This is a genomic window from Pseudomonas sp. TUM22785, assembly GCF_028198105.1.
Classification (GTDB): Bacteria; Pseudomonadota; Gammaproteobacteria; order Pseudomonadales; family Pseudomonadaceae; genus Metapseudomonas; species Metapseudomonas solani.
In genome coordinates, this window is record NZ_CP116239.1 from 2,921,781 (window position 1) to 2,941,926 (window position 20,146).

Genomic DNA, 20,146 nt, shown 5'->3' on the forward strand with positions numbered 1-20,146 from the left:
GAAACCCATGACCGCACTCCCAGCACCCGCCACCGGCGCCAAGGGCGGTAAGCCAAAGCAGCGCCAACCTTCCATCGCCCGCGACAGCACGCCTTCGACGGCGGTCGCCAAGCTGCTCTACATCTACAGCTGGGGCGAGATCGTCGGGCCGGTGCATGGCCTGCGCTCGGTGATGATCGACGGCACGCCCGTGATGGCCGAGGACGGCAGCCTCAACTATCCGGATGTGAAGTGGCAGTTCCGCCCCGGTGCCCTGCATCAGGAGCCGCTGGAGGGCTTCCCCGAGGTCAACAACGAGCTGAGTGTGGGTGTCGAGCTGCGCTCCGGCACCCCATGGGTGCGTGCGATCACCACGCCTGAACTGAGTGCAATTCGTTTGCGCCTTTCCTGGCCGCACCTGCAGAGCCAGGACAGCGCCGGCAACATCAACGGCTGGCGCATCGCCTATGCCGTGGACGTGGCCACCGATGGCGGCCCCTTCATCACGGCGCTGGAGAGCGAGGTCAGCCGCAAGAACACCACAAAATACGAGCGCAGCCACCGCATCGACCTCCCTACAGGCAGCCGCTGGACGGTGCGCGTGCGGCGCCTCACCGACAACCAGTTCAGCTCGCTGATTTCCGACTCCATGTACGTCGAGTCCATCACCGAGGTGATCGACGCGGACATGACCTATCCGCTCACCGCCGTCGGCGCCATCGAGTTCGACGCCGTGCAGTTCGGCGGGCGTACGCCCAAGGTTTCCGTCCTCATGCGCGGTGCGATGATCCAGGTGCCCGCCAACTACGATCCCGAGCTGCGTCTGTATTCCACCAGCGGCCCAGGCACCTCCGGTGGGGTGTGGGACGGCACCTTCAAAGTCGCCTACACCAACAACCCGGCATGGATCTGGTACGACCTGGTCACCAACCCCTACCTCGGCCTCGGCCAGCGCATCACGGCGGACATGGTTAACCGCTGGGCGCTATACCGCATCGCCCAGTACTGCGACCAGCTGGTGCCCGACGGGCAGGGCGGCATGGAGCCGCGTTTCACCTGCAACCTCTACCTGCAGCAACAGGCCGAGGCGCATGTGGTGCTGCAGGACATCGCCGCCATCTTCCGGGGCATGTGCTACTGGGACGGCCAGCAGATGGTGGCCACTGCCGATATGCCGCAAGACCCGGTCTACAGCTACAGCCGCGCGAGCATCAAGGGGCCGATCAAGTACACCGGCACCCGCTGGCGCGACCGCCGCTCCCTCGCCCTGGTCAGCTGGGACAACCCCGCCAACGGCTTCGAAACCGAGCAGGAACCGGTGTGGGACGAGGAGGCCATGGCCGACTATGGCCTGCGTGAGCTGCGCATGGGCGTGGTGGGGTGCACCAGCCTCGGCCAGGCCCAGCGTGCCGGTGACTGGGCGCTGAAGACCGAGAAGCTGCAGACGCGCCCGGTAACCTTCAGCGTCGGCCTGGACGGCCATATCCCGCGCCCCGGGCAGGTCATCACCCTCAGTGACGAACTGCTCGCCGGCCGCGCCAACGGCGGGCGCATCCGGGCCGCCTCCGGCCGCATCATCACCCTCGATCGCGAGGTGGAAGTACCGGCCGGCTCGCGCCTGCTGTGCAACCTGCCCAGCGGCCGCAGCGAGGCGCGTGAGGTGCGCTTCGCCAATGGCAACCAGCTCACGCTGGTAGCGCCCTACAGCGAACGGCCGCAACCCGAAGCCGTGTGGGTGCTGGATGCAGGCGACCTTGCCGCCATGCAGTTCTACATCTACAACGTCACCCGCCCCGACTGGGGCAGCTTCAAGATCGAGGGCATCCAGTACGAGCCCGGCAAGTTCGAGCTGATCGACCACGGCGCGGTGATCGAAGAGCGCCCCATCAGCATCATTCCGCCCAGCGTGCAGGCGCCGCCCGGCGAGGTGGAAATCAGCCAGCATCTGGCGGTGGACCAGGGCCTGTCCATCACCACCATGACCATCGCCTGGAGTGCCGCGCCCAACGCCGTGGCCTACCAGGTGGAGTGGAAGTGGAACGATCGCGACTGGGTGCGCGTGCCGGATACCGGCGAGCTGTTCATCGACGTGCCCGGCATCTACGCCGGGCAGTACCTGGCGCGGGTCAGGGCGGTCAACGCCCTGGGCGCTGCGTCCCTGCCGGCCAGCAGCATGCTCACCCACCTCGAAGGCAAGAAGGGCGCACCGCCGGTACCGAGCTTTCTCGCCACCGACAGCCTGCTGTTCGGCATCGGCCTGCGCTGGGGCTTCCCCGAGGGCACCTCCGATACCCAGTACACCGAACTGCAGCAGAACACCTCGCCCACCGAAGAGCGCGCCCGGCACCTGGGCAACTTCGCCTACCCGCAGCGTGCCCACTCGCTCAGCAGCCTGGCCGCTGGCGCCGAGCTCTGGTTTCGCGCACGGTTGGTGGACCGTGCCGGCAACATCGGTGCCTGGACAGAGTGGGCGAGGGGCCAGGCCAGCAGCGACGCCGGCCCCATCCTCGACTACCTGGGCGAGCAGATCACCGAGACCCAGCTCGCCAAAGGACTGCTGGAGCGCATCGAGCTGGTGGATGGCCCCGCCAGCAAGCCCGGCAGCGTCGCAGCACGGGTAAAGTCCGAGAGTGAGGCGCGTATCAGTGCCGACAGCGCCCTGGGCAAGCGTATCGACTCGGTTGCCGCCACCTCCCAGCAAGCGGCTGCCCTGGTTCAGGGTGAAGCGACTGCACGCGCGGACGCGGATGCCGCCCTTGGGCGCCGGGTGGACTCGGTGAGCGCGACGGCCCAACAGGCGTCAGCCGCGGTGCAGGCCGAAGCCAAGGCCCGTGCCGATGCCGATGGCGCCCTGGGGCGCCGCGTCGACAACATCCAGGCGGTGGCCAACAACGCCTCGGCCAGCGTGCAGCAAGTCAGCCAGGCGCAGGTGCGCACGGATGGCCGGCTCTCGGCGATGCACACCATCAAGACCGAAGTCGCCCGCAACGGTCAGACCTACATGGCAGGCATCGGCGTTGGGGTGGAGAACACCCCGGGCGGCATGATCAGCCAGGTGCTCATCTCCGCCAGCCGCTTCGCCATCATCGATCCCAACTCCGGCACCACCGTGTATCCCTTCGTGGTGGAGAACGGCCAGATCTTCATCAACGAAGCCTTCATCGGGAAGCTGGATGTGCGCGAGGCGCTGCTGGAGGCAACGCTGGAATCCAAGGCTCGGTTGCCGGACGGGTCACCGATACTGAGCCTCAACTTCAAAACGGGGGAGGTGCGCTTCGGCAGCGCCATCCCAGGGGGAGGGCGTATGACGCTCAACAACCGATTGCTGGAGATCTTCGACGCGGCCGGTACACGTCGCATCCGGCTTGGACTGTGGGGGTAAGGCATGCGCGCAGGGTTGCAGATCTGGGACGCCTCGGGCCGCCAACTGCTGGATACGGACGACCGCACCGGACTTGTGCTGGGCTTCGTGGATACGGGCGGTGTGAACGGGAGCAGGACGGTCCAAGCCCCACCGGGCCAGGTGTTCTTCTTCAGCCTGCCCCGTGGCTCCATCCAGCGCGGCGGCAAGACGGCGCGCGTGGTGGTCGAGAACCGGACAATCTCCTGGTCCTACATAGTCGGCAGGGGCGAGTACGCCGTGCCCGTACGCATCATCTACGGGGTGCGCTGAGTGCTTGCCGGTATCGAGATCGTCAACGATTGGGGCACGACTCAGATCACCGAGGCGTATGCCAATTTCGTGCTCACGGGTAAGTACGAGGTGGCCATCAGCACCTATGTTGGCTACCTCAGTGTGCGTGGTACCAATCCAATCCTGGCTTTCCGGGGTGGAGGGCGTTGCTGCGTGACTGCGTTCACCCTCGACGGGGACACGCACCACTTCACTTTCCGATGCAATGTCTCTGGTACCGTCACGGTCTACGTGTTCGACAGCCCCTCTCCCTACCAGCCTACGGGCCGTGAGGGCTTACAGGTATTCAAGGCTGATGGCAGCTTGGGATATGACTCCAGCTTCCCCTACATGAAGATCCTGCAGATTTCGCCAGTGCCCGCGCCGCTGCCGATAGACCGCTACAAGCCTTACGACCATCGCGAGATTCACGCCCCAGCAGGGCGCACCTGTGCGGTCTTCATCGGCTACCACCGCATGGGCGAGTATCACGTTCCCTTCACCGAGGTGGTTTACCTGAAGGATGCGGTCGGCATCATCGGGCAGACGGCAAGCATCGGCGCACTGCCATGGGGTAACCAGGGCGGGAACAACACGGGGAGCAGCGGGGTGCGCTACGACATCAACCCGCCACCGGCGATTGTGTTTGTGGACGTAGAAGGGCTTTAGAACCGAGGCTGGGATGAAACATGAAACCCGACGAACGGTAGCTTTTAAGCCACTTGCATGTTCGAGAGAGTGACATAGCGTGGGTATCGCAATTCAATTACGAGTGAGCGATACCTAATGAAACTACGTGTTAACCCCACCCTTGGCGCAGTCGTCCTCTACCTTCTGGTCAATGGCTTCGACATTCATATCTCGTTTCGACCAACCCAGGGCGCAGTCGCTCTGCTTGCGCACACGACGGAGCTCTAGCTCGTGCAGTGGAGGGTGATAGAAGGCGGCATGCAACGAATGCCGCTGCGGCTCCGGTGGAAGGCAGGCCAGTGGCCTGCCGATATGATTCAGCCTTGCGTCGTATCGTGAGGTCGCATCATCGGCGGGTTAAGTCGCGTATCCAGCCCGAATCGTTCCTGGCACACGACCTCATACAGCCCTTTCGCCAGCAGCGGATTGATCAACAGGTTCCAGCTGTGACGCGAAACGGAGGAGGGGATCAGCACAAAAGGGTGCTTCGCCAGAAGCTCATCACCAAAGCGTTGCTGGCCGCCGCCTGGGATGCCGGGTACCAGCCAGTTCGGATTCGGAACGCTGTTCCCATCCACCTGATGGATTGCAGAGGGCTCTGTGATCCGAGCACCGGTCAGGATGTGTGGCACTGTATCCAGCGCCTTGAAGCCTTTGTGCACGGCGACCTCCAGAATCGCCGTTGCCGGGTCCAGGCTGCTGTAAACCGCTTTCACTCCTTTAGAGTTCCAGCGGCCGCCGACCAGCTCGGCCCCAATCCCGCTGTCCCAGGTACCTGCGTGCTGTGCAGCGTCCAATCGCCAGAAGTGAATCTCACCGCTCCCTGGTGTCGTGATCACTGATAGACCCCGTGTTCCAGGCGAGTGAGGAACTCATCCACCAGCTCGAACCCGATCGGGTTGGTAAGCAGGTCCACCGGCTTGTGGCCGTCCAACCCCATCACCGGCTGCGACATCCAGCGTTCGGCCTCGTCGCTGCTACCGAATACCAGCGTCGCTTTCTCCAACACTTGGGCGAAGCGCACAGCTCGGGCGCTTTGGTCAGGGTTCAGGGGCTCGTCCGGATTCTTCAGCCGGCGGTGCAAGGTTCGTTCAGAGAGGCCGAAGATCTTGATGAGTATCTGCTCGTCCTTCAGAAGCGAGACCGAAGACACGAAGGTGATCACGTCCGAAAGCGGGATGCCTTTCTCGGTCAGCTTGTAGATGGAAACGCGGTCATCGAAGCGAGCACGGCCTCGTAGCAGGATTTCCGAAGTGCTGTCCTTGCCCTGCTTCAGCGACTTGGGGGCACGCTTGCCCTGCGGCTCGGCGGATGCGGTAGTGCTCATATTGCAAGCTCCTGTTGTGACACTTGGCTATCAGTGTACTGCCAAATGGCGAGGGGTGGGGCGAAATGGTTCGCCCCACCCCTACGGGCTACCGACGTGGGTTGCGATCCAGCCTCGGTTTGCATGCGGTCCGCACTACTCGGTTGCGCAAGTCTCTGGCACTGCGAGCCGTGCGCTCGATCCATGTATCCAGGGCCTCCATATGAGCCTTCATCGCATGCAGCTCCAACTCGCAGGCTTCCACCTCATAGCCCTCTTGTGATAGCCGATACAGCAACTGCCCTATGGGCGATTTGCTGTCCATGCCGTAGAGGCCGGTAATGGGAATCTGGATCTCGGTCACCGGGTAATGTCGCACGCTCTCAAAGCCCCTCGTGCTCTCGTCGATCCACTTGTCGAGGCTATAGTTGATCTCCAGCCGGCCCACCACCTTCTCGGGCTCCGCAATCAGCAGCTCGCCCTCCAGAGGCAGCCGCGCAATCAGGCTGATCGCCTCGGTGAACTGCGTCGGTTCGATCTCCTTGTAGGTGCAACCGAATTTGGTCTTGAGAGCGGACCAGCACTTGATCGTCGCCTTGGCTCGAAATTCCTCCGGCAATGATTCGGCGCGGGCCTTCACCAGCGCCTTCACCGCATCCTGCTGGTCTTGGGTCAGGATCTGCTTGGGCCTTGAGGAGTGAGGCGCCTCAGCCACTCCCTCCAGCACATCGAGCACCCAGTGGCGAAACTCCTTGGCGACCTTGGTGCGGGCGAACATAGCGAGGAGGTGGGCGCCGCGGAGGGAGAAGATGCGCACTTCTCGCTGCTGACCCTTCAACGTCAGCTTGACGTTGGAGGTCATCTCGGTCGTGAACTCATCAGCGTTCCGCTCATAGATCTTGTTGATTGCGTCTTCCCGGGCATAGCCGAGCGCTGCGCCTATTTGGCGGGCTTGAAGCCAGGGGGCGCCGTTGCGATCAACGACCTCAAACTGGGTGTTGTGGAAAGAAAGAGATGTCATTGCCTGGTCCTCGTAAAGCTTCCTTGCCGCCTCCCAAACGCCAAATGGGGTGGGCGGGGCCGTGAGGGTTGGCGTGCCGGTACGAGGGCCGGTGGGTCTCGGGACCCCCACACACGGCCCGCCCGCATGACGAGACATGCTGCAGACACAAAAGAACCGCTCAAACGGCGGTGTGTCCGCCTCGCAAACCAGGACGCCAATCCTGCATCGCTGAATGCTCAGCGACAGCCGCACCGTACTCTGAGGGGCGGGACGAAACTATCGGACTTGGCTTTCCAGGTTGTCAGGGCCGTCCCTTTTCGCCCGCTCGACGTAGGGAACGGCAGACGAAAGGCATTTGCTCGTGCCTTGACATCACATTATGTGGGGTATATTTATTTGTAAGACACAATATATTGTGGTGGCGATATGAGGCTAGACTACATACAAGATGCCGCAGGGTGGCTGCACAGGGAGATCTGGACCAACAAGGAACTGCTCTGGCCTGATCGTCATCCCACGGCTATTGAAATGCTCCAGCCTGAAACTGCTGCGTATATTCTGGATCTTGAGTACATGGAGCTTCCCAACTTGGGTAGTCCTGCATTTGGATTGAATGGCCAGCGGTTTAGGCCTGCAGGCCTCTTGGATCGGCAGGCCAGCCGAGTCGCGATTTCGACGGAGTTTCCTGTCGCAGTGCAACGTTTTACTGGGGCACACGAGATTGGCCACTGGATGCTTCATGACGGGATGGTGATGCATCGTGATAAACCGCTGGATGGCTCGCAGTCGCGTGAGTCGCGTGCTCCGGTGGAGTGCGAAGCTGATCAGTTCGCTGCCACATTTCTGATGCCGCCGAACCTCCTCACTGATCTCTTTCGGGCGCAGTTCAAGGTACGTGATCAGTTCATCTTCAATGACCAAACCAGTTTCCATTTGAATCCCCTTGACCCTCATGCGCTTCTCTTGGCGGAAGAGGGTTCTTTGGACCGGGAGATTGCATTGGCGCGCTGCAGAAGTTTTGGAGGGCGGCGACTTGTGCCGCTAGCACAACAGTTCAACGTTTCAGATAGCGCCATGGCCATTCGAATCAAGGAGCTTGGCCTCGTTCGGTGGCCGTGATGTTGATACATGTTTATGAACCCGCCTCGGCGGGTTTTTTCTTGCCTGGAGAAAATTCATGTTTCTAACTGAGCAGCGCCTGCTGCAGATCCTCCCCAACGCTCGCCATGCTGCGGGCGTTTTTGTTTCTCACCTCAATACGGCCACCGAGCGTTGGCATATCAACACGCCCCAGCGCTTGGCGGCCTTCCTCGCCCAGGTCGGCCACGAGTCCGGCCATCTGCGTTTCACCCGCGAGATCTGGGGGCCGACGCCGGCCCAGGAGCGCTATGACGTGCGGGTGGATCTGGGCAATACGCCGGAGCGCGATGGCGACGGCAAGAAGTACCGGGGCAGAGGTCTGATACAGATAACCGGGGCTGCCAACTACCTGCGCTGCAGCCAGGCATTGTTCGGTGACGAGCGCTTGCTGGCCGAGCCCGAGCTACTGGAGCAACCCGAACACGCGGCGCAATCGGCAGGTTGGTTCTGGTGGGATGCCGGGCTCAACGAGCTGGCGGATCGGGACGAGTTCACCCGCATCACCCGCCGCATCAACGGTGGCCTCAATGGCCTGGAGGAGCGCAAGCGAATCTGGCGCCGCGCCCGTGAGGTGCTGTTGGTGAAGGAGGGCACATGAGGCTGTTCAGCCCGAGCGTAGTCGTCGCCCTTTTGCTGGTGCTGCTCTCCGGCTGGGCGGGTTGGCAGGCCCAGGGCTACCGACTCGGTGAGCGACATGCACTCGACCTCGCCGGCCGGGACAAGCTGCACGCCAACGCCCTTGACGAAATCGCTCGCGCGGCTGAAGCCAGCAAAAGGGCAGAGCAGGGTAAGCGTCTTGCCTTGGAGCAGCAGCTGCAAAGCCAAGATACCCTTCATCACGGGAGACTCATCCATGCCCAGCAAGAAGCTGCTCGCCTGCGTGACCGCATCGCTACTGCTGACTTGCGGCTGTCAGTCCTACTCGACGCAAGCTCTGCCGGCGGCACCGGTGGAGTGCCTGCCCCCACCACTGCCGGCAGCCTGGTTCATGCAGCCCCGCGAGCCGAACTTGACCCAGCGTATGCTCAACGAATTGTCGCCATCACCAGCGACGGCGACCAGGGATTGATAGCCCTTCGAGCATGTCAGGACCATATAAGGGCACTTGCTGGCTCATCCCCTTTCAGGGAAGGACGGTGAAGGCGGGGGTCGGGAAGATAACTAAATTCCTCAAGATGCAGCTGCCCACTACCTGACTTGCCGCAGTAAAAGTGTTTGAGCTGTTAGACCAGGCGCCGTTGATCGTCACAGGTGCGCTGTTGCAGTTAACCCCTCCAACGGTGATTTTGATGCCCGATAGGGTTGCTGTGGTTGTGCTTGTTGCTTGCAATTGCCATGGCAGCCCCGAGGACGAAATCGTTCCACAGAGAGGGGAAGCAAACGAAGTGAAGTTGGCGACCTGAATGGAAACGGTGTTACTGAATTGAGTAACGCCGCTAAGCTGAGCGCTACAGGTCATTGCCGGAACCGTCGGGGCGCTTATCGTAATAGATCCCGAGGTGGAGAATGCCGTAGCTATGGGGATTATTGTCACAGCCATGGCGCTGAGGGAAAGAGTCGCTGCTATCAGAAGAAGGATGATTCTGAACATGTTTTTCATGGGATGGTCCTTGCTTTCGCATGTCTGGGTGCGTTGCTCCTTTTGCCGGTAAGGCTCGGCATTTGAACGCTAGAACACGCTCATCAAGGGGAGGCCAAGCTAAAGGCTGGCATCTACGAAACTGGAGCAAGTACCTGTGTTTCCAGGTAACACAAGATCAAACAAGGCAGGTTTGACTCTCGCCTTGCCTGAGAGAATGTGCTTAGTAGTTGATTTCTTATAGGCGAAGGCGATAAAAATCATTGCTTCGAGTAAACTCAGAACGCCCTTGCTTGTCAGTAAGTAATGACACAATCCACTAAAAGGTTCCCCATGTCCAAACTCGCAGAATTCAAAGCCCTCGAAGCCAAGCTGGCCGAACAACTCGCTCAACTCGATGCCCTGAAAAACGACAAAGAACTCAAGCGTGAGATCGAGTTCGAGCAGAAGCTGCGTGCACTGCTGGGTGAATACGATTTCTCCCTCCGCAACGTGATTGCAATTCTCGACCCGGAGGTTTCGCGTAACGCAACCCCGAAGAAGGCCGCCGGCCAGCGCCGTGCGCGTGCTGTGAAGGTCTACATCAATCCGAAGACCAATGAGCGCGTAGAGACCAAGGGCGGTAACCACGCTGTTCTCAAAGCGTGGAAGGCTGAGCATGGTGCTGAGGCTGTAGAAGCCTGGTTGCAATAATCCCAGCCCCACGCCTTAATTTCGGAGTCCCAAGGATGTCTCGTCCACGTTTCATCAGGATCGACTTGAGTAACGTCACGAGCGCCTTGGATCTCCACAGCACCCTAAGAGATTCGCTTGGGTTCCCGGTGTGGTATGGGTGTAATTGGGATGCTTTTTGGGATGCAATTACTGGACTTGTTCAGCTACCCGAGAAGCTGCAGATTGTCGGCTGGGACAGCCTGTCTTTGCGCCTCCCCCAAGATGCTGAGCTTATGCAGTCATGTTTACTAGATTTGGTTTCTGAGCATCCTGAGTTAGTTACAAGCCTCGAGTTCTGTCGATGAAAGGGCTGCTTTCGGCCAATAGCAGCCTGTCGAAGCCGGTTGATACTGCTTACTAAGCGGTCATCGCATACCAACGATAGCTGTGCAGATTGACTTCTACGTAGGGCACCACTGACCAGCTTTACGAGCTGCTCTCAGTTTCGAAGATCAATTATCCAAGCAGTGCCTCGAACTCCATTTACACAGACTGCTGCATACCCTCGCCGGAGGGATGGAGTCCCAGGAACTCACGCTCGGTTGGTTAGATCGCTTGAAGGGGCTTTCCTCAGGCTCAACTGATCGCTGTCCAGATGATGTGCGCGAGTACATGTACCCGTCCGTGGGGCTGTTACTCGGTGGGACCACCGAATGGTAGCTCTCGACGATGGCGGTATGGGGCTCGATGGCCCGGCGCCGCAACTGCTACTTCCACGTTGGCCGGTTCAATAGCGGCAAGCGCATTGCGATGTGCACTGCGTCCGGCGTCAATAGTTTCGACGGTACCAGCGTCACTCGCCTGCCCAGGCTCGACGCGGCGTTGGCCAATACCGAGAACCAGGGGGGTCTTTTTTCTTTCGGGTCGCAGCACATAGCACCATGAACTTAGTTTGCGGCTGGCATTGCATCTAATCCGAATAGGCCATAACCTGACGGTGGTTTTGGAAGCCCCAGCCTCCCCCATCGCACGCAAGTGCAAGGTAAATGCCTTCCCAACCTCCGCTGCTGCGGGGGACGCCGTCTTCATACAAGGCCTAATCGAGCTGATCTAGTGTCTGTAACCGGGGAGCCAGATGCACACGGATTGATCGTCTGGAGCCATGTATGTCTTCTCTCTCACGCCCCCAAGTAAAACTGCTTTCGCAGATACTCCATTCCACTTCCCTTTCTCTTGGTCGTGACAGCCAACTAGCTGCACAGCGCGAAAAACTCAGCCGTCTGCTGGGATTTAACGATTGGAATGGGGCGAGCGCTTTGTTGCCCGACCAGAGTGCCGGCGATACCGATGTTGCTATTGCCTTGCTTGAGGTGCCGCAGCATGACGCCAAGGCAATCATGTGCGTTGGCCGTGATGCGCCGTGGCGATTGCCGGAAAAGGTTCGTGATTATCTGATCGATAGATCCCTTGATCCATCGGGGTTTGTGGTGGCCAGCTACACAAGGCCTGATTCAGTGCTGCCACCGAAACCAAAGTACTACGAAACCGTTTGCTCCTCTTCAGTTGGGGAGTGCACAGCGTACAGAGAGCAACTGGCCCCGGCCGAGGTTGATTACAGGCCTTTTTACCTTACGCCTATTGTCATGACCTTCGCCAAACCGCAAGGCCAATTCGCATTCAAGCTCACTGTCTGGCTGGTCAGTCTGCGTTCGAAGACTGGTGCTGCATGGTATTTCACCGGTGCCGCGTCCAAACCTCTGTACAACTCAATCATTCAGACCATCACCGGGATTGAGCCAAGGTTACGCGAGGCTTACTGCCTGGTCAGCAATGTCGATGCAAACTTTCCATGTGCGATCGTCAGGTGTGATGAGAGAGGTACAGAGCTCGAATTCGTTAAAGCTCTCCGATACTCACCCGATGGGGAAATATGGGAGCAGTTGAAAGGCTACAACGACCAGCTAGGCCTATCCCTCTTAGACGTTGCCGAAATCACCAATAGCCGGTCGATCACGGACAGCGAGAATGATGAAGGGGAAACCTACGATTAGGCATTGTCGAGATGAATAAACCGCCTCAAGGGGCAGTTTTTATGCCCGCACGAAAAGAAATACTTCTACCCAGCTCACTTGCAAGATTGATTCAGAAGCTAAAAAGGCGCTATTAGGAATAAGGATCTCTTGACTGCTAGTACTGCACAAGCAAAGCCAGTTTCACAGATAAGTAAGGTATCAACGAAGGTAAGTCGATGAGCGAAAGAAGCGGAACCCTGAAAGAGTTGCGCGCAGTAATTCAAGGGCAGTTGAAACTCTTGAACCTGACGCTCTTCGTAATGTCGGAGGGTCCAGTTCTCCGCCAGGGACAATGGCTGGCTTGCAGCCTGGAGCCAGACCAAGCGCGCGCGACGGCAGCAATTGCCATGGGCGCTGGCCAATCCCTCAATACCATCCTGAAGAATTCGACTGAGCGCGGCCTTGCAGTCCGCGATCTCTATCCGATTGCTCGGTCTGTCGTTGAGGGATTCATCAACGCGGCATTTTTCACCACGCAGCCAGTTGACGTCTCACAACGCGCTTTAAATCATCGACATTACGCCGCCTGGAAGCATGACAATCGAGTCATTGGATCCGGGGAATTCATGATGACTTTGGGTAATGATCCAGATCCTAAAGCGACGGCAGCGAGGCTCTTCCCGGAGTTCGCCGGCCCTGGTAAGGACTCGTGGTGCTCCCTCGACACGCCATCCAAGATTAACCGTATAGGCAAAGTCGTGCGGGCGTCCGGGGGCGCCCTTTTGGGGGCGTATGCAGGCATCTACGCCGTCTCCTCGGAAATCATTCATGGCTCCGTGTATGGCATGAGTTACTTCATGAGCGCATACAGAGGCCGGGAGCAGACCGCCGAGGCGTTCCAGTCAGGGACCGAGGGACAAATGGTCGATATCTTGTCAGCAGTTGGGCATGCCGCTAGCGGCTTTATTGCCGCCTTTGCAAATGTCCACCAGTTCGGCCCCTTGGTTCTGGCGGAGCATGAGCTATTCAAGCGGTTGTTCAAGGCTGCAACTGGGGACGAATGGGTTGGTGGGGATCCACCAGACGCGTAGTTTTACAACCCATCTTATCGTCCCTGATTTAGCAGACACTCGTTGACCGCTTTTGGCCGAAAGCGGCCATAGCTATTGACGTGCCAGCACTCCGCGAGTGCTGGCCACCGATCCGAGCCCACGAATTCTTGGGCTTAGAAAATCTTGTCGCGCCAGACCTCGCTCCATGTAGTGATCGACCTGCTCCTGTTCAGCCCTTGTATGAAGGCGACGCGTGGGCTGGTGCTGCTCATCACCGCCTCGGCGGTGGAGATGTTCTTGGTGGCGAATTTTCCGTACGGAGCTGCCAGCTGCAGATACGCGTTGTCTGCTTCCTCTGCGTTCGCCCAGAAGAAACGCCCACCGCCTTCCTGTCTAATCTGCTTGCCGGCCCGCTCCCAGTTTGCCTGGGTGTAGTAGTGGTTGAATCTGAAGCGCAGTCTGAGGTTCTTTTCCTCGATCCTCATCTTTGCAAACGCGCGCGGAATGGTGTCGCTGATGCAATGCTTGCAGGGGCTCCAGTTGCCGTAGAGCACGATCTTTGCGTTCGCCGGTATCTCCGCATATCCCCACCACACATCCAGCTGGTGAAGCAGCATGTCTTCCACGTGCACAAGTGTGCCGCTCCCATAGGTGTACTCAGAAGAGTGAATCTTGCCCTCCACCTCAACCATGAGCTTGGAGCTCATGTTGTTGTCGAAGGCGTACATGCTGTGAAAGTGCTGAGCCCGCGCTGATAAGTCGCCCATGTGAATCTCCCTCTCTAACTGTTCATCCCAGACTTCTTGCTTCGCACCGCTATCGTTCCGTCAGCACCGGCCACCGATCATGTATCCAGGCAAACTCCTCGGGCGGATCGGTGGTCACCACATACACCCGCCGATCCTCTCCCTCGCCAATCACCACGCACTCCAGGGCCTGGCCCTCAGGCACATCGAACCAGTGTGACGGCCGGTTCTTCTCGCCCTTGTGGCCTTCCTTCTCCATGAATCGCTGCACCAGGCCAAAGGCGCGGCGGGGCTGGTACTTCGCCCAGCCACCGGTCTGTACGGTGCTGAGCCGGGCCCAGCCGCCCTGGGGGCCGATGCCGGGTTGGCCTTCGCGACGGCCCCAGCCGATCCAGTCGATCTGACTGCCGCCATCGAGCTGCACCGGGATCGCCGCTTTGGGGTTGGGGAAGTAGATCTTCCACACCTTGTCCGCCTCTCTGGCTTCAACACCGCCGCACATACGCGCCTCCGGTTTTGGGTGTCAGGTTTCAGCGTAGGACAGGCTGACGGCCTTCCTCCCGTCGGCTGACGGATTGACCGATAAGGCATCCTGAAAAATACTGTATCTATATCCAGTATTCGCGAGTGTATGAGATGTCGCTTTCGATCCTTGCCCGGGGCCAGCGCCTGCGGGAACGCCTGCTAGCCGAGGCCGCTGATCTACGGATCACCGGCTTTCAATCGCCCGCCGAAGACGAGAAGGAGGAGGGGCTCTCCCTCGACCGTCTCACTGGCCTGGGCGCGCCGCACATCTGGGGCGTGCGGGTACTGGATGGCACGCTGGAGGGCTTCGGTGTGTTCCAGGGCGACCGCCTCATCGTCAACCGCGCGGCCAGCCATGTGGATGACCGGCTCGTGGTGGTGGACCTGGGCGGGGAGGGCTACCGGGTGCGCCTGATGGTGAAGGACATGTTCGGCGGCCGCTGGCTGCGCGCCGCCGAGACGCACGTCCATGACATCCAGCTCGACGGTGACGAGCCCATCGAGATCTGGGGCGTGGTGACCTGGGTGGTCAGCCACGTCGCGCCATGAGCGGCCAGCGGATCTTCGCCCTCATCGACTGCAACTCCTTCTACTGCAGCTGCGAGCGTATCGGCCAGCCGGAGCTCAAGCGCCGGCCGGTGGTGGTGCTCTCCAACAACGACGGCTGCGTCATCGCCCGTTCCGCCGAGGCCAAGGAGCTGGGCATCGCCATGGGCGCACCGTTCTACCAGGTGCGCGAGCAGATGCGTCGCAGCGGCGTGGTGGCGCGCTCGAGCAACTACACGCTGTACGCCGACATCAGCAACCGAGTGATGCGGGTAATGGCCGAGATGCTGCCCGGCATCGAGGTCTATTCCATAGACGAAGCCTGGGGCGACATGACCGGCATCACCGACCTTGAGGCGCACGGCCGCGCCATCCGCCAACGCCTGGCGCGCGAGATCGGCATGCCCGTGGGCATCGGCATCAGCACCACCAAGACCCTGGCCAAGCTCGCCAACTGGGCGGCGAAGAAGTGGAAAGCCACCGGCGGTGTGCTCGACCTCACCGACCCGGCCCGCCAGGAGCGGCTGCTGCGCCTGGCCCCGATCAGCGAAGTGTGGGGCATCGGCCACCGCTCGGCGGCGAAGCTGGCCGCGCTGCGCATCAACAGCGCCTGGGAGCTGGCGAACTTCGACATCGGCACCCTGCGCAAGACCTTCGGCGTCACCATGGAGCGCACGGCTCGCGAACTGCTCGGCGTGAGCTGCATCGGTTTCAACCAGGGCCCGCCGCCGAAGGAGGCCATCTGCAGCAGCAAGATGTTCGGCGTGCGGCAGACCGAACTGGCACCGATCCGCGAAGCCCTGGCCGCCTACGTGAGCCGCGCCGCCGAGAAGCTGCGCGCCCAGGGCTCGCTATGCCAGACGATTCAGGTAGGCCTGCAGACGCAACTCGCTGAAAGGGTAGGGCCGCGCTTCTGCGAAACCATCACCCTGGCATTGCCCGCGCCAACCAACGACACCCGCGAGATCCTCGCTCTGGCGCAGCGCGGGCTCGGTGAGATCTATAGGCCCGGCTACCGCTTCTCGAAGTGTTCCATCCTGCTGATGGATCTGTGCCAGCCCGGCGAGGTGACACCGGACCTGTTCGCCCCAACGAAACGCCGAGGCGCTGAACGCCTTATGCAGGTGGTGGACCAGATCAACCAGCGTGAGGGGCGCGGCACGGTACATATTGGGCGGGTGCCGGTTGCACCGGCCTGGGCCATGCGGCGTGACATGTTGAGTCCGCGTTACACGACTCGCTGGGATGAAGTAATCGGGGTACGTGGTTGAGTGGGGAGGCTTCATGGCCGGTTCTGGCAGGACTTGCAGCTACTGATTATGAAGGGCTTCTTTCGGCCATAAGCGGTCACTGACGTTCAGGTCAGGGGCGCTGTGCGGCTTCACTGCACAGCGTCCCCCGCACCGTCGGGTTGTGCATCATCTGCACCATCGTCCGAGGAATCGTCATCAATGTATTCGGCGTACTGCCGTTCGTAAGCAATTGCTGGCGTCTTATTCACCCATTTGTTTGGTTGAGCAATTAGTAGGGGGCTTGCCCGAACTAAGTTAGTCTTATCAGCTTGCAGATCAACAGTGCGTACAAGACAATAAATGATGTAGCGATTCTTGCCACCAATTCGGGTGATAGCCGACATGGACATCATGAAGATTGGATCTAGTATCCACTCAATTCGAAGATGCCTTCTTGAATAGTGAAGCAGGATGGTTGGTGTGCTCGCAGTTATAGGTAGATCCGGCCCTTTAGCACAAACACCACCAATAAAAAAAGCGTAACATCCTTCGCTCGCCTTCAGTTCAGCGTACCCTGCATTAGCAGTTTCATCTAGATCGATAAATGTAGTCACAGTTGCAATCTCTTGCATCAACTGCTTGTAGTGCTCTGCCTCTTGGTGCGTGATGTAGTCAAATAAATAGCGCCCTCCAGACAGGTTTGTCTGAACATATTTCTGATCAAATGAGCCATCAGCGCCCAATGTACCTGTCCTGCGAAGATTGGCTGTAAGCGTTGTTTGAGGTATTTCCTTGAAGAGCCGAACGCACAACTCTTCTATGCGCTTCACATTGATATAGTCAATAGCGTCGTCATTTACTTGAATCAGTCGCGCTGCTTTTTGCGCATTCTCCACCTCGACTTGCTGTTCCCACTTCTCTTTTGTTGTGCGCAACTGAGACTCGGTAAGACTCAGAGTGAGTCCACCTCGGTGCGCGAGATCGTGATCGACAGGGCAAAGCACGATGAGATTGTTGTAGGTGTTGTCCTGAGTTTTCTCGTGTTCGATTATGTGATGAATGATGTACGAGGGCCCTTTTTGACCTTTGCACATGCTGCATACGAAGTTACTGCGCTCCAACAGTAGTTGAACAATCTGCTCATCGATTGGCTCCCGCCGTACGCAATGGCTCAAGATCTTTGCTTCAGCAGCGGAAAGACCGAACTTTGAAACCATGTCCTTCTGGCTTAAGGATCTAGCCTTAGTTACGGTGAGCCCAGCTGAGTTGGCCTTTGTGGCCAGATCGCTAGTAACGCCATATTGAAGCAGAGTATTTAGGGTTCGTGCATTCATGGGGTCAGTCGTCGCAAGCTATGAAATGATTCCCAATAATTAAGCTAAGGCGCCAGTTCGCCGATCCCAGCGAACGAACTGAGCGCTTTGAGCGAATTGTTGGCTGGCATTCACTCCGCATCTGAATAAATAATTTTCTTAAACCATTCTAATGGCTTATCTGTTTCTTCGTAGAGCCTATGGATTTTGTACGATAAGCCATCATCTCGCAGAGCGTCTTTATTGCGCCGATTCTGATGCACTCCGTAGCCATCGACCTCTACAACGTGCTTTAGTTTCCATGTCGGGCTGCCGTTGTCGTCGCCATAGAAAATTGCCAAATCATGAGTTATTTCTTTTTCTGGAGACTTAAATTGCGGCACAAACATTATTGCCGAAGGCCCAGTTTGTTTTTCAGGTGGAAGATCATCAAGGCGCCAGCCAAGCCAAGGCTCCCAGAACCAAATGCCAGAGTATTTATGACCATTTAATCTGACGACTGAAGCGGATAAGGTTGGGGTTGTTTCGCAGCGAGCCCTAATAAGGTCGCAGGCTCCAAGTATAAACATTTTCTCAAGCATGGAGTCGCAGCGAGAAATAACTTCCAAGCACTCAGGCGAGAGTTTTGGCGCCCATTCAATATTTAGCATTTGCTTGCAGATATATTCGACATCTCGATTATTCAACACACTCACCAATATCGACCGATTATAAATAGATACCAATTTACGGATAAAACGCGCAATTAGTGAATGAAAATCTCTTGCTGGAAGCTGGAGCGACACTGGGTTGAGCCATCTGCACTAACGGTGAAGCTATGCACCAACCCTACAAGTCCTTTTGCCAGCATGCTGGCTGGACTGCACACTAGCCTTAAGCCTGGGGACTAAACAAGTGGGCACGCGTCCGAGTCGGTATCACTGGGACGGATTGCGGCGCAATGGGTGGCTGGGAACTATTCCTGCTTTCTTAAATTCCCTGATCGGCTGTTTTGGCCGTTTTCTGCCAATCGCGCGATGCAGCCTTCAGGTTGACGAGGTCATCGACAGCTCGTTTGCCAATGCCAAGGACGTCAACGGCAATCCGCTGAACACCGCCTGCTCGGGTGACTCCAAGCTGGCCAGCGGCCTCAAGACGTCCACCTTAGGCAACCCGGACACCTACTGCCTGCTCGCCCAGATCGTCTACAACAAGACTGGCACCAGGGCGACAATAAGCTGCGGCGTGGCGTACACCGGGGCATCAACAGCATCGTCAAAGCGGTGCGCTGACCATGCTCCGCTTCGCCATTGTCGCTATGCTGGCGGGCTTCCTGCTCGCCAGCTTCACCCTGCTGCACATCCTCCCCACCACCTACATCTTCGGCGTGCTCTCGGGCCTGCTGCTGGGTGCTGCGCTGTGAATGAAGTGGCGGCGAAAGCCGACAGGCTGAACACGGACAGCATCACTGAGCAGCCTTGGCGACAGGGCTGCTTGGGATGACAACCGAACAAGGCCCACAGAGGCAGAACCGAGGGATAACAAATGTCCAATGAACATACGCTGCAACAACTCCTGGTCGAGCGCGTAAGGCCATGAAGTAAGCCAACGCTTCACCCGAGCGTCGCAGTAAGCCTGAAGGCTGCGCCCGTATCCAAAGTGCTTCGGGATTTTGCGTCTGAGATCAGGTAACCATTGTTCAGCTCTAGGCTAGGCTTTGCTGATCTCCTCCCGTACCAAGGAGATTTGTTCTGGATATCGTTTCGCCGAGCTATAGCTATAGCTATAAAGGCTTACCTTCATGGGACATCAAGAAAATGAGCAAAAAGAATTTGATGCTTTTTTCAATCGTGCTCCTCACTTTAGCTTGGGAGAAATGCAGCGGAGATACGACAGTCGAGGATGACAGACTATGCTCTGATGCGGGAACCAGAATATTCGATACTTGCAAACTAAACGGAAACACCGACTCCGCTTGCTTTCGCGCATCAGGTATCGAAATAAATAATTGCCTGGAAAATAGAAGCATACGCAACGCTGCAAGGCTACCGCCGCCCTCACCATCCACCGAACTAAAAAACTACGGATTGCCTTCCAGCAATAGTGGGAGAGTAAATAAATGTGGAATCTGGAACTGTGTACCAAAGTGACCGCTAGTGCTTTGACATTATTTTTTTGTGGTACATCGCTCGCTAAAGAACCCACCGAAGAGGAAACCTATCAATATATTGAAGACCACCTCTCAGAGTGCTCTTACGTATCCAAAGTAGAGCATGCTGATAGCAATTTTCGGGTTTATAGAGCACATGGCTCATTACGAACCTACTACGAATTTAATATTCTAGATTTTGAAATTCCGGGAGAGTTTCACCCTGGCTCGGTTTATCAATGCGCCAACGGAGCATGCATTAATGTTTATGCCTCAACCCCGCCAAGTGAGTGGCAACAGCAACCAAGTGAAACCTTGTTCGGCTTGTTTTGCAGTCGAAGCTCTGAGGAACGGATAGTTAAGGCAGTTCGGTACATAATCAAACTCAAAAATCCAGACCAGCTACAATTCCCGGACTAAGTTATAGTCATCTAAATCTATGCGGCAGCCGCTCTTCAAGGCTAGTTAATTAGCCTCGATTAGAGGCCAGATGAGTAGCCCCTAGTTTTGTAGGCACTTTTGATGGGCTGCTTTTGGCCGGGAGTCGCGGGTTGTAACGGACTGGTGT

The 20,146-nt window shown here is 58.1% G+C and carries 21 protein-coding genes; 13 read left to right on the forward strand and 8 right to left on the reverse strand.

All coding sequences use genetic code 11. The features are described from left to right. The first annotated feature begins 7 nt into the window (after positions 1–7). The 3 genes from PI990_RS13560 to PI990_RS13570 are packed head-to-tail and all read left to right on the forward strand — an operon-like array spanning position 8 to position 4,321. Positions 8–3,361: a host specificity protein J gene (locus tag PI990_RS13560; protein WP_271660946.1), complete on the forward strand. Its 3,354-nt coding sequence runs from the start codon at positions 8–10 to the stop codon at positions 3,359–3,361. A gap of 3 nt (positions 3,362–3,364) precedes the next feature. Continuing rightward, entirely contained in the window at positions 3,365–3,652 is a 288-nt protein-coding gene (locus PI990_RS13565) for a hypothetical protein (protein ID WP_271660947.1), read from the forward strand. Further along, positions 3,653–4,321 (forward strand): hypothetical protein, encoded by a 669-nt coding sequence (locus PI990_RS13570; RefSeq protein WP_271660948.1) that lies wholly within the window; start codon positions 3,653–3,655, stop codon positions 4,319–4,321. A 338-nt stretch (positions 4,322–4,659) separates the two neighbouring features. Here PI990_RS13570 and PI990_RS13575 read toward each other — a convergent pair whose 3' ends face one another. The 3 genes from PI990_RS13575 to PI990_RS13585 form a co-directional block, all read right to left on the reverse strand. Beyond that, positions 4,660–5,181 (reverse strand): RES family NAD+ phosphorylase, encoded by a 522-nt coding sequence (locus PI990_RS13575; RefSeq protein ID WP_236232560.1) that lies wholly within the window; start codon positions 5,179–5,181, stop codon positions 4,660–4,662. After that, positions 5,178–5,669, reverse strand: a complete 492-nt coding sequence (gene parS, locus PI990_RS13580; protein WP_271660949.1) for a type II RES/Xre toxin-antitoxin system antitoxin — start codon at positions 5,667–5,669, stop codon at positions 5,178–5,180. The genes PI990_RS13575 and parS overlap by 4 nt, the downstream gene beginning before the upstream one ends. Before the next feature lie 88 nt (positions 5,670–5,757). Then, entirely contained in the window at positions 5,758–6,669 is a 912-nt protein-coding gene (locus PI990_RS13585; protein ID WP_271660950.1) for a BRO-N domain-containing protein, read from the reverse strand. A gap of 408 nt (positions 6,670–7,077) precedes the next feature. Between PI990_RS13585 and PI990_RS13590 the strand changes: the two genes are divergently transcribed. The 3 genes from PI990_RS13590 to PI990_RS13600 are packed head-to-tail and all read left to right on the forward strand — an operon-like array spanning position 7,078 to position 8,931. Further along, complete coding sequence (locus PI990_RS13590) at positions 7,078–7,770, forward strand: ImmA/IrrE family metallo-endopeptidase (protein WP_271660951.1); 693 nt, start codon at positions 7,078–7,080, stop codon at positions 7,768–7,770. Between the two features lie 58 nt (positions 7,771–7,828). Further along, on the forward strand, positions 7,829–8,389 hold the full coding sequence (locus PI990_RS13595) for a glycoside hydrolase family 19 protein (RefSeq protein WP_271660952.1): 561 nt from the start codon (positions 7,829–7,831) through the stop codon (positions 8,387–8,389). Next, on the forward strand, positions 8,386–8,931 hold the full coding sequence (locus tag PI990_RS13600) for a lysis system i-spanin subunit Rz (protein ID WP_271660953.1): 546 nt from the start codon (positions 8,386–8,388) through the stop codon (positions 8,929–8,931). Before PI990_RS13595 ends, PI990_RS13600 begins: the two co-directional genes overlap by 4 nt. Here PI990_RS13600 and PI990_RS13605 read toward each other — a convergent pair. After that, the gene (locus PI990_RS13605; protein WP_271660954.1) at positions 8,915–9,391 is read right to left on the reverse strand and encodes a hypothetical protein; all 477 of its coding nucleotides are present in this window, start codon (positions 9,389–9,391) and stop codon (positions 8,915–8,917) included. The genes PI990_RS13600 and PI990_RS13605 overlap by 17 nt on opposite strands. Positions 9,392–9,703: 312 nt before the next feature. Between PI990_RS13605 and PI990_RS13610 the strand changes: the two genes are divergently transcribed. From PI990_RS13610 to PI990_RS13625, 4 genes are all read left to right on the forward strand, one after another. Next, positions 9,704–10,063, forward strand: coding sequence for a histone-like nucleoid-structuring protein, MvaT/MvaU family (locus PI990_RS13610; RefSeq protein ID WP_271660955.1), 360 nt, complete (start codon positions 9,704–9,706; stop codon positions 10,061–10,063). Between the two features lie 35 nt (positions 10,064–10,098). After that, a complete protein-coding gene (locus tag PI990_RS13615; RefSeq protein WP_271660956.1) occupies positions 10,099–10,389 on the forward strand; it encodes a barstar family protein in 291 nt (96 codons plus the stop codon). A gap of 801 nt (positions 10,390–11,190) precedes the next feature. Next, positions 11,191–12,075 (forward strand): hypothetical protein, encoded by an 885-nt coding sequence (locus PI990_RS13620; RefSeq protein ID WP_271660957.1) that lies wholly within the window; start codon positions 11,191–11,193, stop codon positions 12,073–12,075. Positions 12,076–12,272: 197 nt separating this feature from the next. Beyond that, positions 12,273–13,127, forward strand: coding sequence for a DUF5677 domain-containing protein (locus PI990_RS13625; protein ID WP_271660958.1), 855 nt, complete (start codon positions 12,273–12,275; stop codon positions 13,125–13,127). Between the two features lie 134 nt (positions 13,128–13,261). Here PI990_RS13625 and PI990_RS13630 read toward each other — a convergent pair whose 3' ends face one another. Both PI990_RS13630 and PI990_RS13635 read right to left on the reverse strand, forming a co-directional pair. After that, a complete protein-coding gene (locus tag PI990_RS13630; protein ID WP_271660959.1) occupies positions 13,262–13,855 on the reverse strand; it encodes a hypothetical protein in 594 nt (197 codons plus the stop codon). A 49-nt stretch (positions 13,856–13,904) separates the two neighbouring features. Next, complete coding sequence (locus tag PI990_RS13635; protein WP_271660960.1) at positions 13,905–14,300, reverse strand: hypothetical protein; 396 nt, start codon at positions 14,298–14,300, stop codon at positions 13,905–13,907. A 170-nt stretch (positions 14,301–14,470) separates the two neighbouring features. On the opposite strand from PI990_RS13635, the gene PI990_RS13640 reads away from it, so the two are divergent. Together PI990_RS13640 and umuC are read left to right on the forward strand one after the other, a co-directional pair. Beyond that, positions 14,471–14,908: a LexA family protein gene (locus tag PI990_RS13640; protein WP_271660961.1), complete on the forward strand. Its 438-nt coding sequence runs from the start codon at positions 14,471–14,473 to the stop codon at positions 14,906–14,908. Further along, entirely contained in the window at positions 14,905–16,176 is a 1,272-nt protein-coding gene (gene umuC, locus PI990_RS13645; protein WP_271660962.1) for a translesion error-prone DNA polymerase V subunit UmuC, read from the forward strand. Before PI990_RS13640 ends, umuC begins: the two co-directional genes overlap by 4 nt. Positions 16,177–16,286: 110 nt before the next feature. Here the strand turns inward: umuC and PI990_RS13650 are convergent, their stop codons facing one another. Both PI990_RS13650 and PI990_RS13655 read right to left on the reverse strand, forming a co-directional pair. Beyond that, a complete protein-coding gene (locus PI990_RS13650; protein ID WP_271660963.1) occupies positions 16,287–17,471 on the reverse strand; it encodes an HNH endonuclease signature motif containing protein in 1,185 nt (394 codons plus the stop codon). 110 nt (positions 17,472–17,581) lie between these two features. Continuing rightward, entirely contained in the window at positions 17,582–18,235 is a 654-nt protein-coding gene (locus tag PI990_RS13655; protein ID WP_271660964.1) for a hypothetical protein, read from the reverse strand. A 488-nt stretch (positions 18,236–18,723) separates the two neighbouring features. Here PI990_RS13655 and PI990_RS13660 point away from each other — a divergent pair, with 488 nt between their 5' ends. Beyond that, positions 18,724–18,852: a hypothetical protein gene (locus PI990_RS13660; RefSeq protein ID WP_271660965.1), complete on the forward strand. Its 129-nt coding sequence runs from the start codon at positions 18,724–18,726 to the stop codon at positions 18,850–18,852. Positions 18,853–20,146: the final 1,294 nt, after the last annotated feature.

Coding starts and splice junctions, on each gene's coding strand:
- PI990_RS13630 (WP_271660959.1), bottom strand. CDS start 13,855: ATGGGCGACTTATCAGCGCGGGCTCAGCACTTTCACAGCATGTACGCC.
- umuC (WP_271660962.1), top strand. CDS start 14,905: ATGAGCGGCCAGCGGATCTTCGCCCTCATCGACTGCAACTCCTTCTAC.
- PI990_RS13650 (WP_271660963.1), bottom strand. CDS start 17,471: ATGAATGCACGAACCCTAAATACTCTGCTTCAATATGGCGTTACTAGC.
- PI990_RS13590 (WP_271660951.1), top strand. CDS start 7,078: ATGAGGCTAGACTACATACAAGATGCCGCAGGGTGGCTGCACAGGGAG.
- PI990_RS13640 (WP_271660961.1), top strand. CDS start 14,471: ATGTCGCTTTCGATCCTTGCCCGGGGCCAGCGCCTGCGGGAACGCCTG.
- PI990_RS13625 (WP_271660958.1), top strand. CDS start 12,273: ATGAGCGAAAGAAGCGGAACCCTGAAAGAGTTGCGCGCAGTAATTCAA.
- PI990_RS13560 (WP_271660946.1), top strand. CDS start 8: ATGACCGCACTCCCAGCACCCGCCACCGGCGCCAAGGGCGGTAAGCCA.
- parS (WP_271660949.1), bottom strand. CDS start 5,669: ATGAGCACTACCGCATCCGCCGAGCCGCAGGGCAAGCGTGCCCCCAAG.
- PI990_RS13565 (WP_271660947.1), top strand. CDS start 3,365: ATGCGCGCAGGGTTGCAGATCTGGGACGCCTCGGGCCGCCAACTGCTG.
- PI990_RS13660 (WP_271660965.1), top strand. CDS start 18,724: ATGCTCCGCTTCGCCATTGTCGCTATGCTGGCGGGCTTCCTGCTCGCC.
- PI990_RS13610 (WP_271660955.1), top strand. CDS start 9,704: ATGTCCAAACTCGCAGAATTCAAAGCCCTCGAAGCCAAGCTGGCCGAA.
- PI990_RS13600 (WP_271660953.1), top strand. CDS start 8,386: ATGAGGCTGTTCAGCCCGAGCGTAGTCGTCGCCCTTTTGCTGGTGCTG.
- PI990_RS13615 (WP_271660956.1), top strand. CDS start 10,099: ATGTCTCGTCCACGTTTCATCAGGATCGACTTGAGTAACGTCACGAGC.
- PI990_RS13605 (WP_271660954.1), bottom strand. CDS start 9,391: ATGAAAAACATGTTCAGAATCATCCTTCTTCTGATAGCAGCGACTCTT.
- PI990_RS13595 (WP_271660952.1), top strand. CDS start 7,829: ATGTTTCTAACTGAGCAGCGCCTGCTGCAGATCCTCCCCAACGCTCGC.
- PI990_RS13620 (WP_271660957.1), top strand. CDS start 11,191: ATGTCTTCTCTCTCACGCCCCCAAGTAAAACTGCTTTCGCAGATACTC.
- PI990_RS13585 (WP_271660950.1), bottom strand. CDS start 6,669: ATGACATCTCTTTCTTTCCACAACACCCAGTTTGAGGTCGTTGATCGC.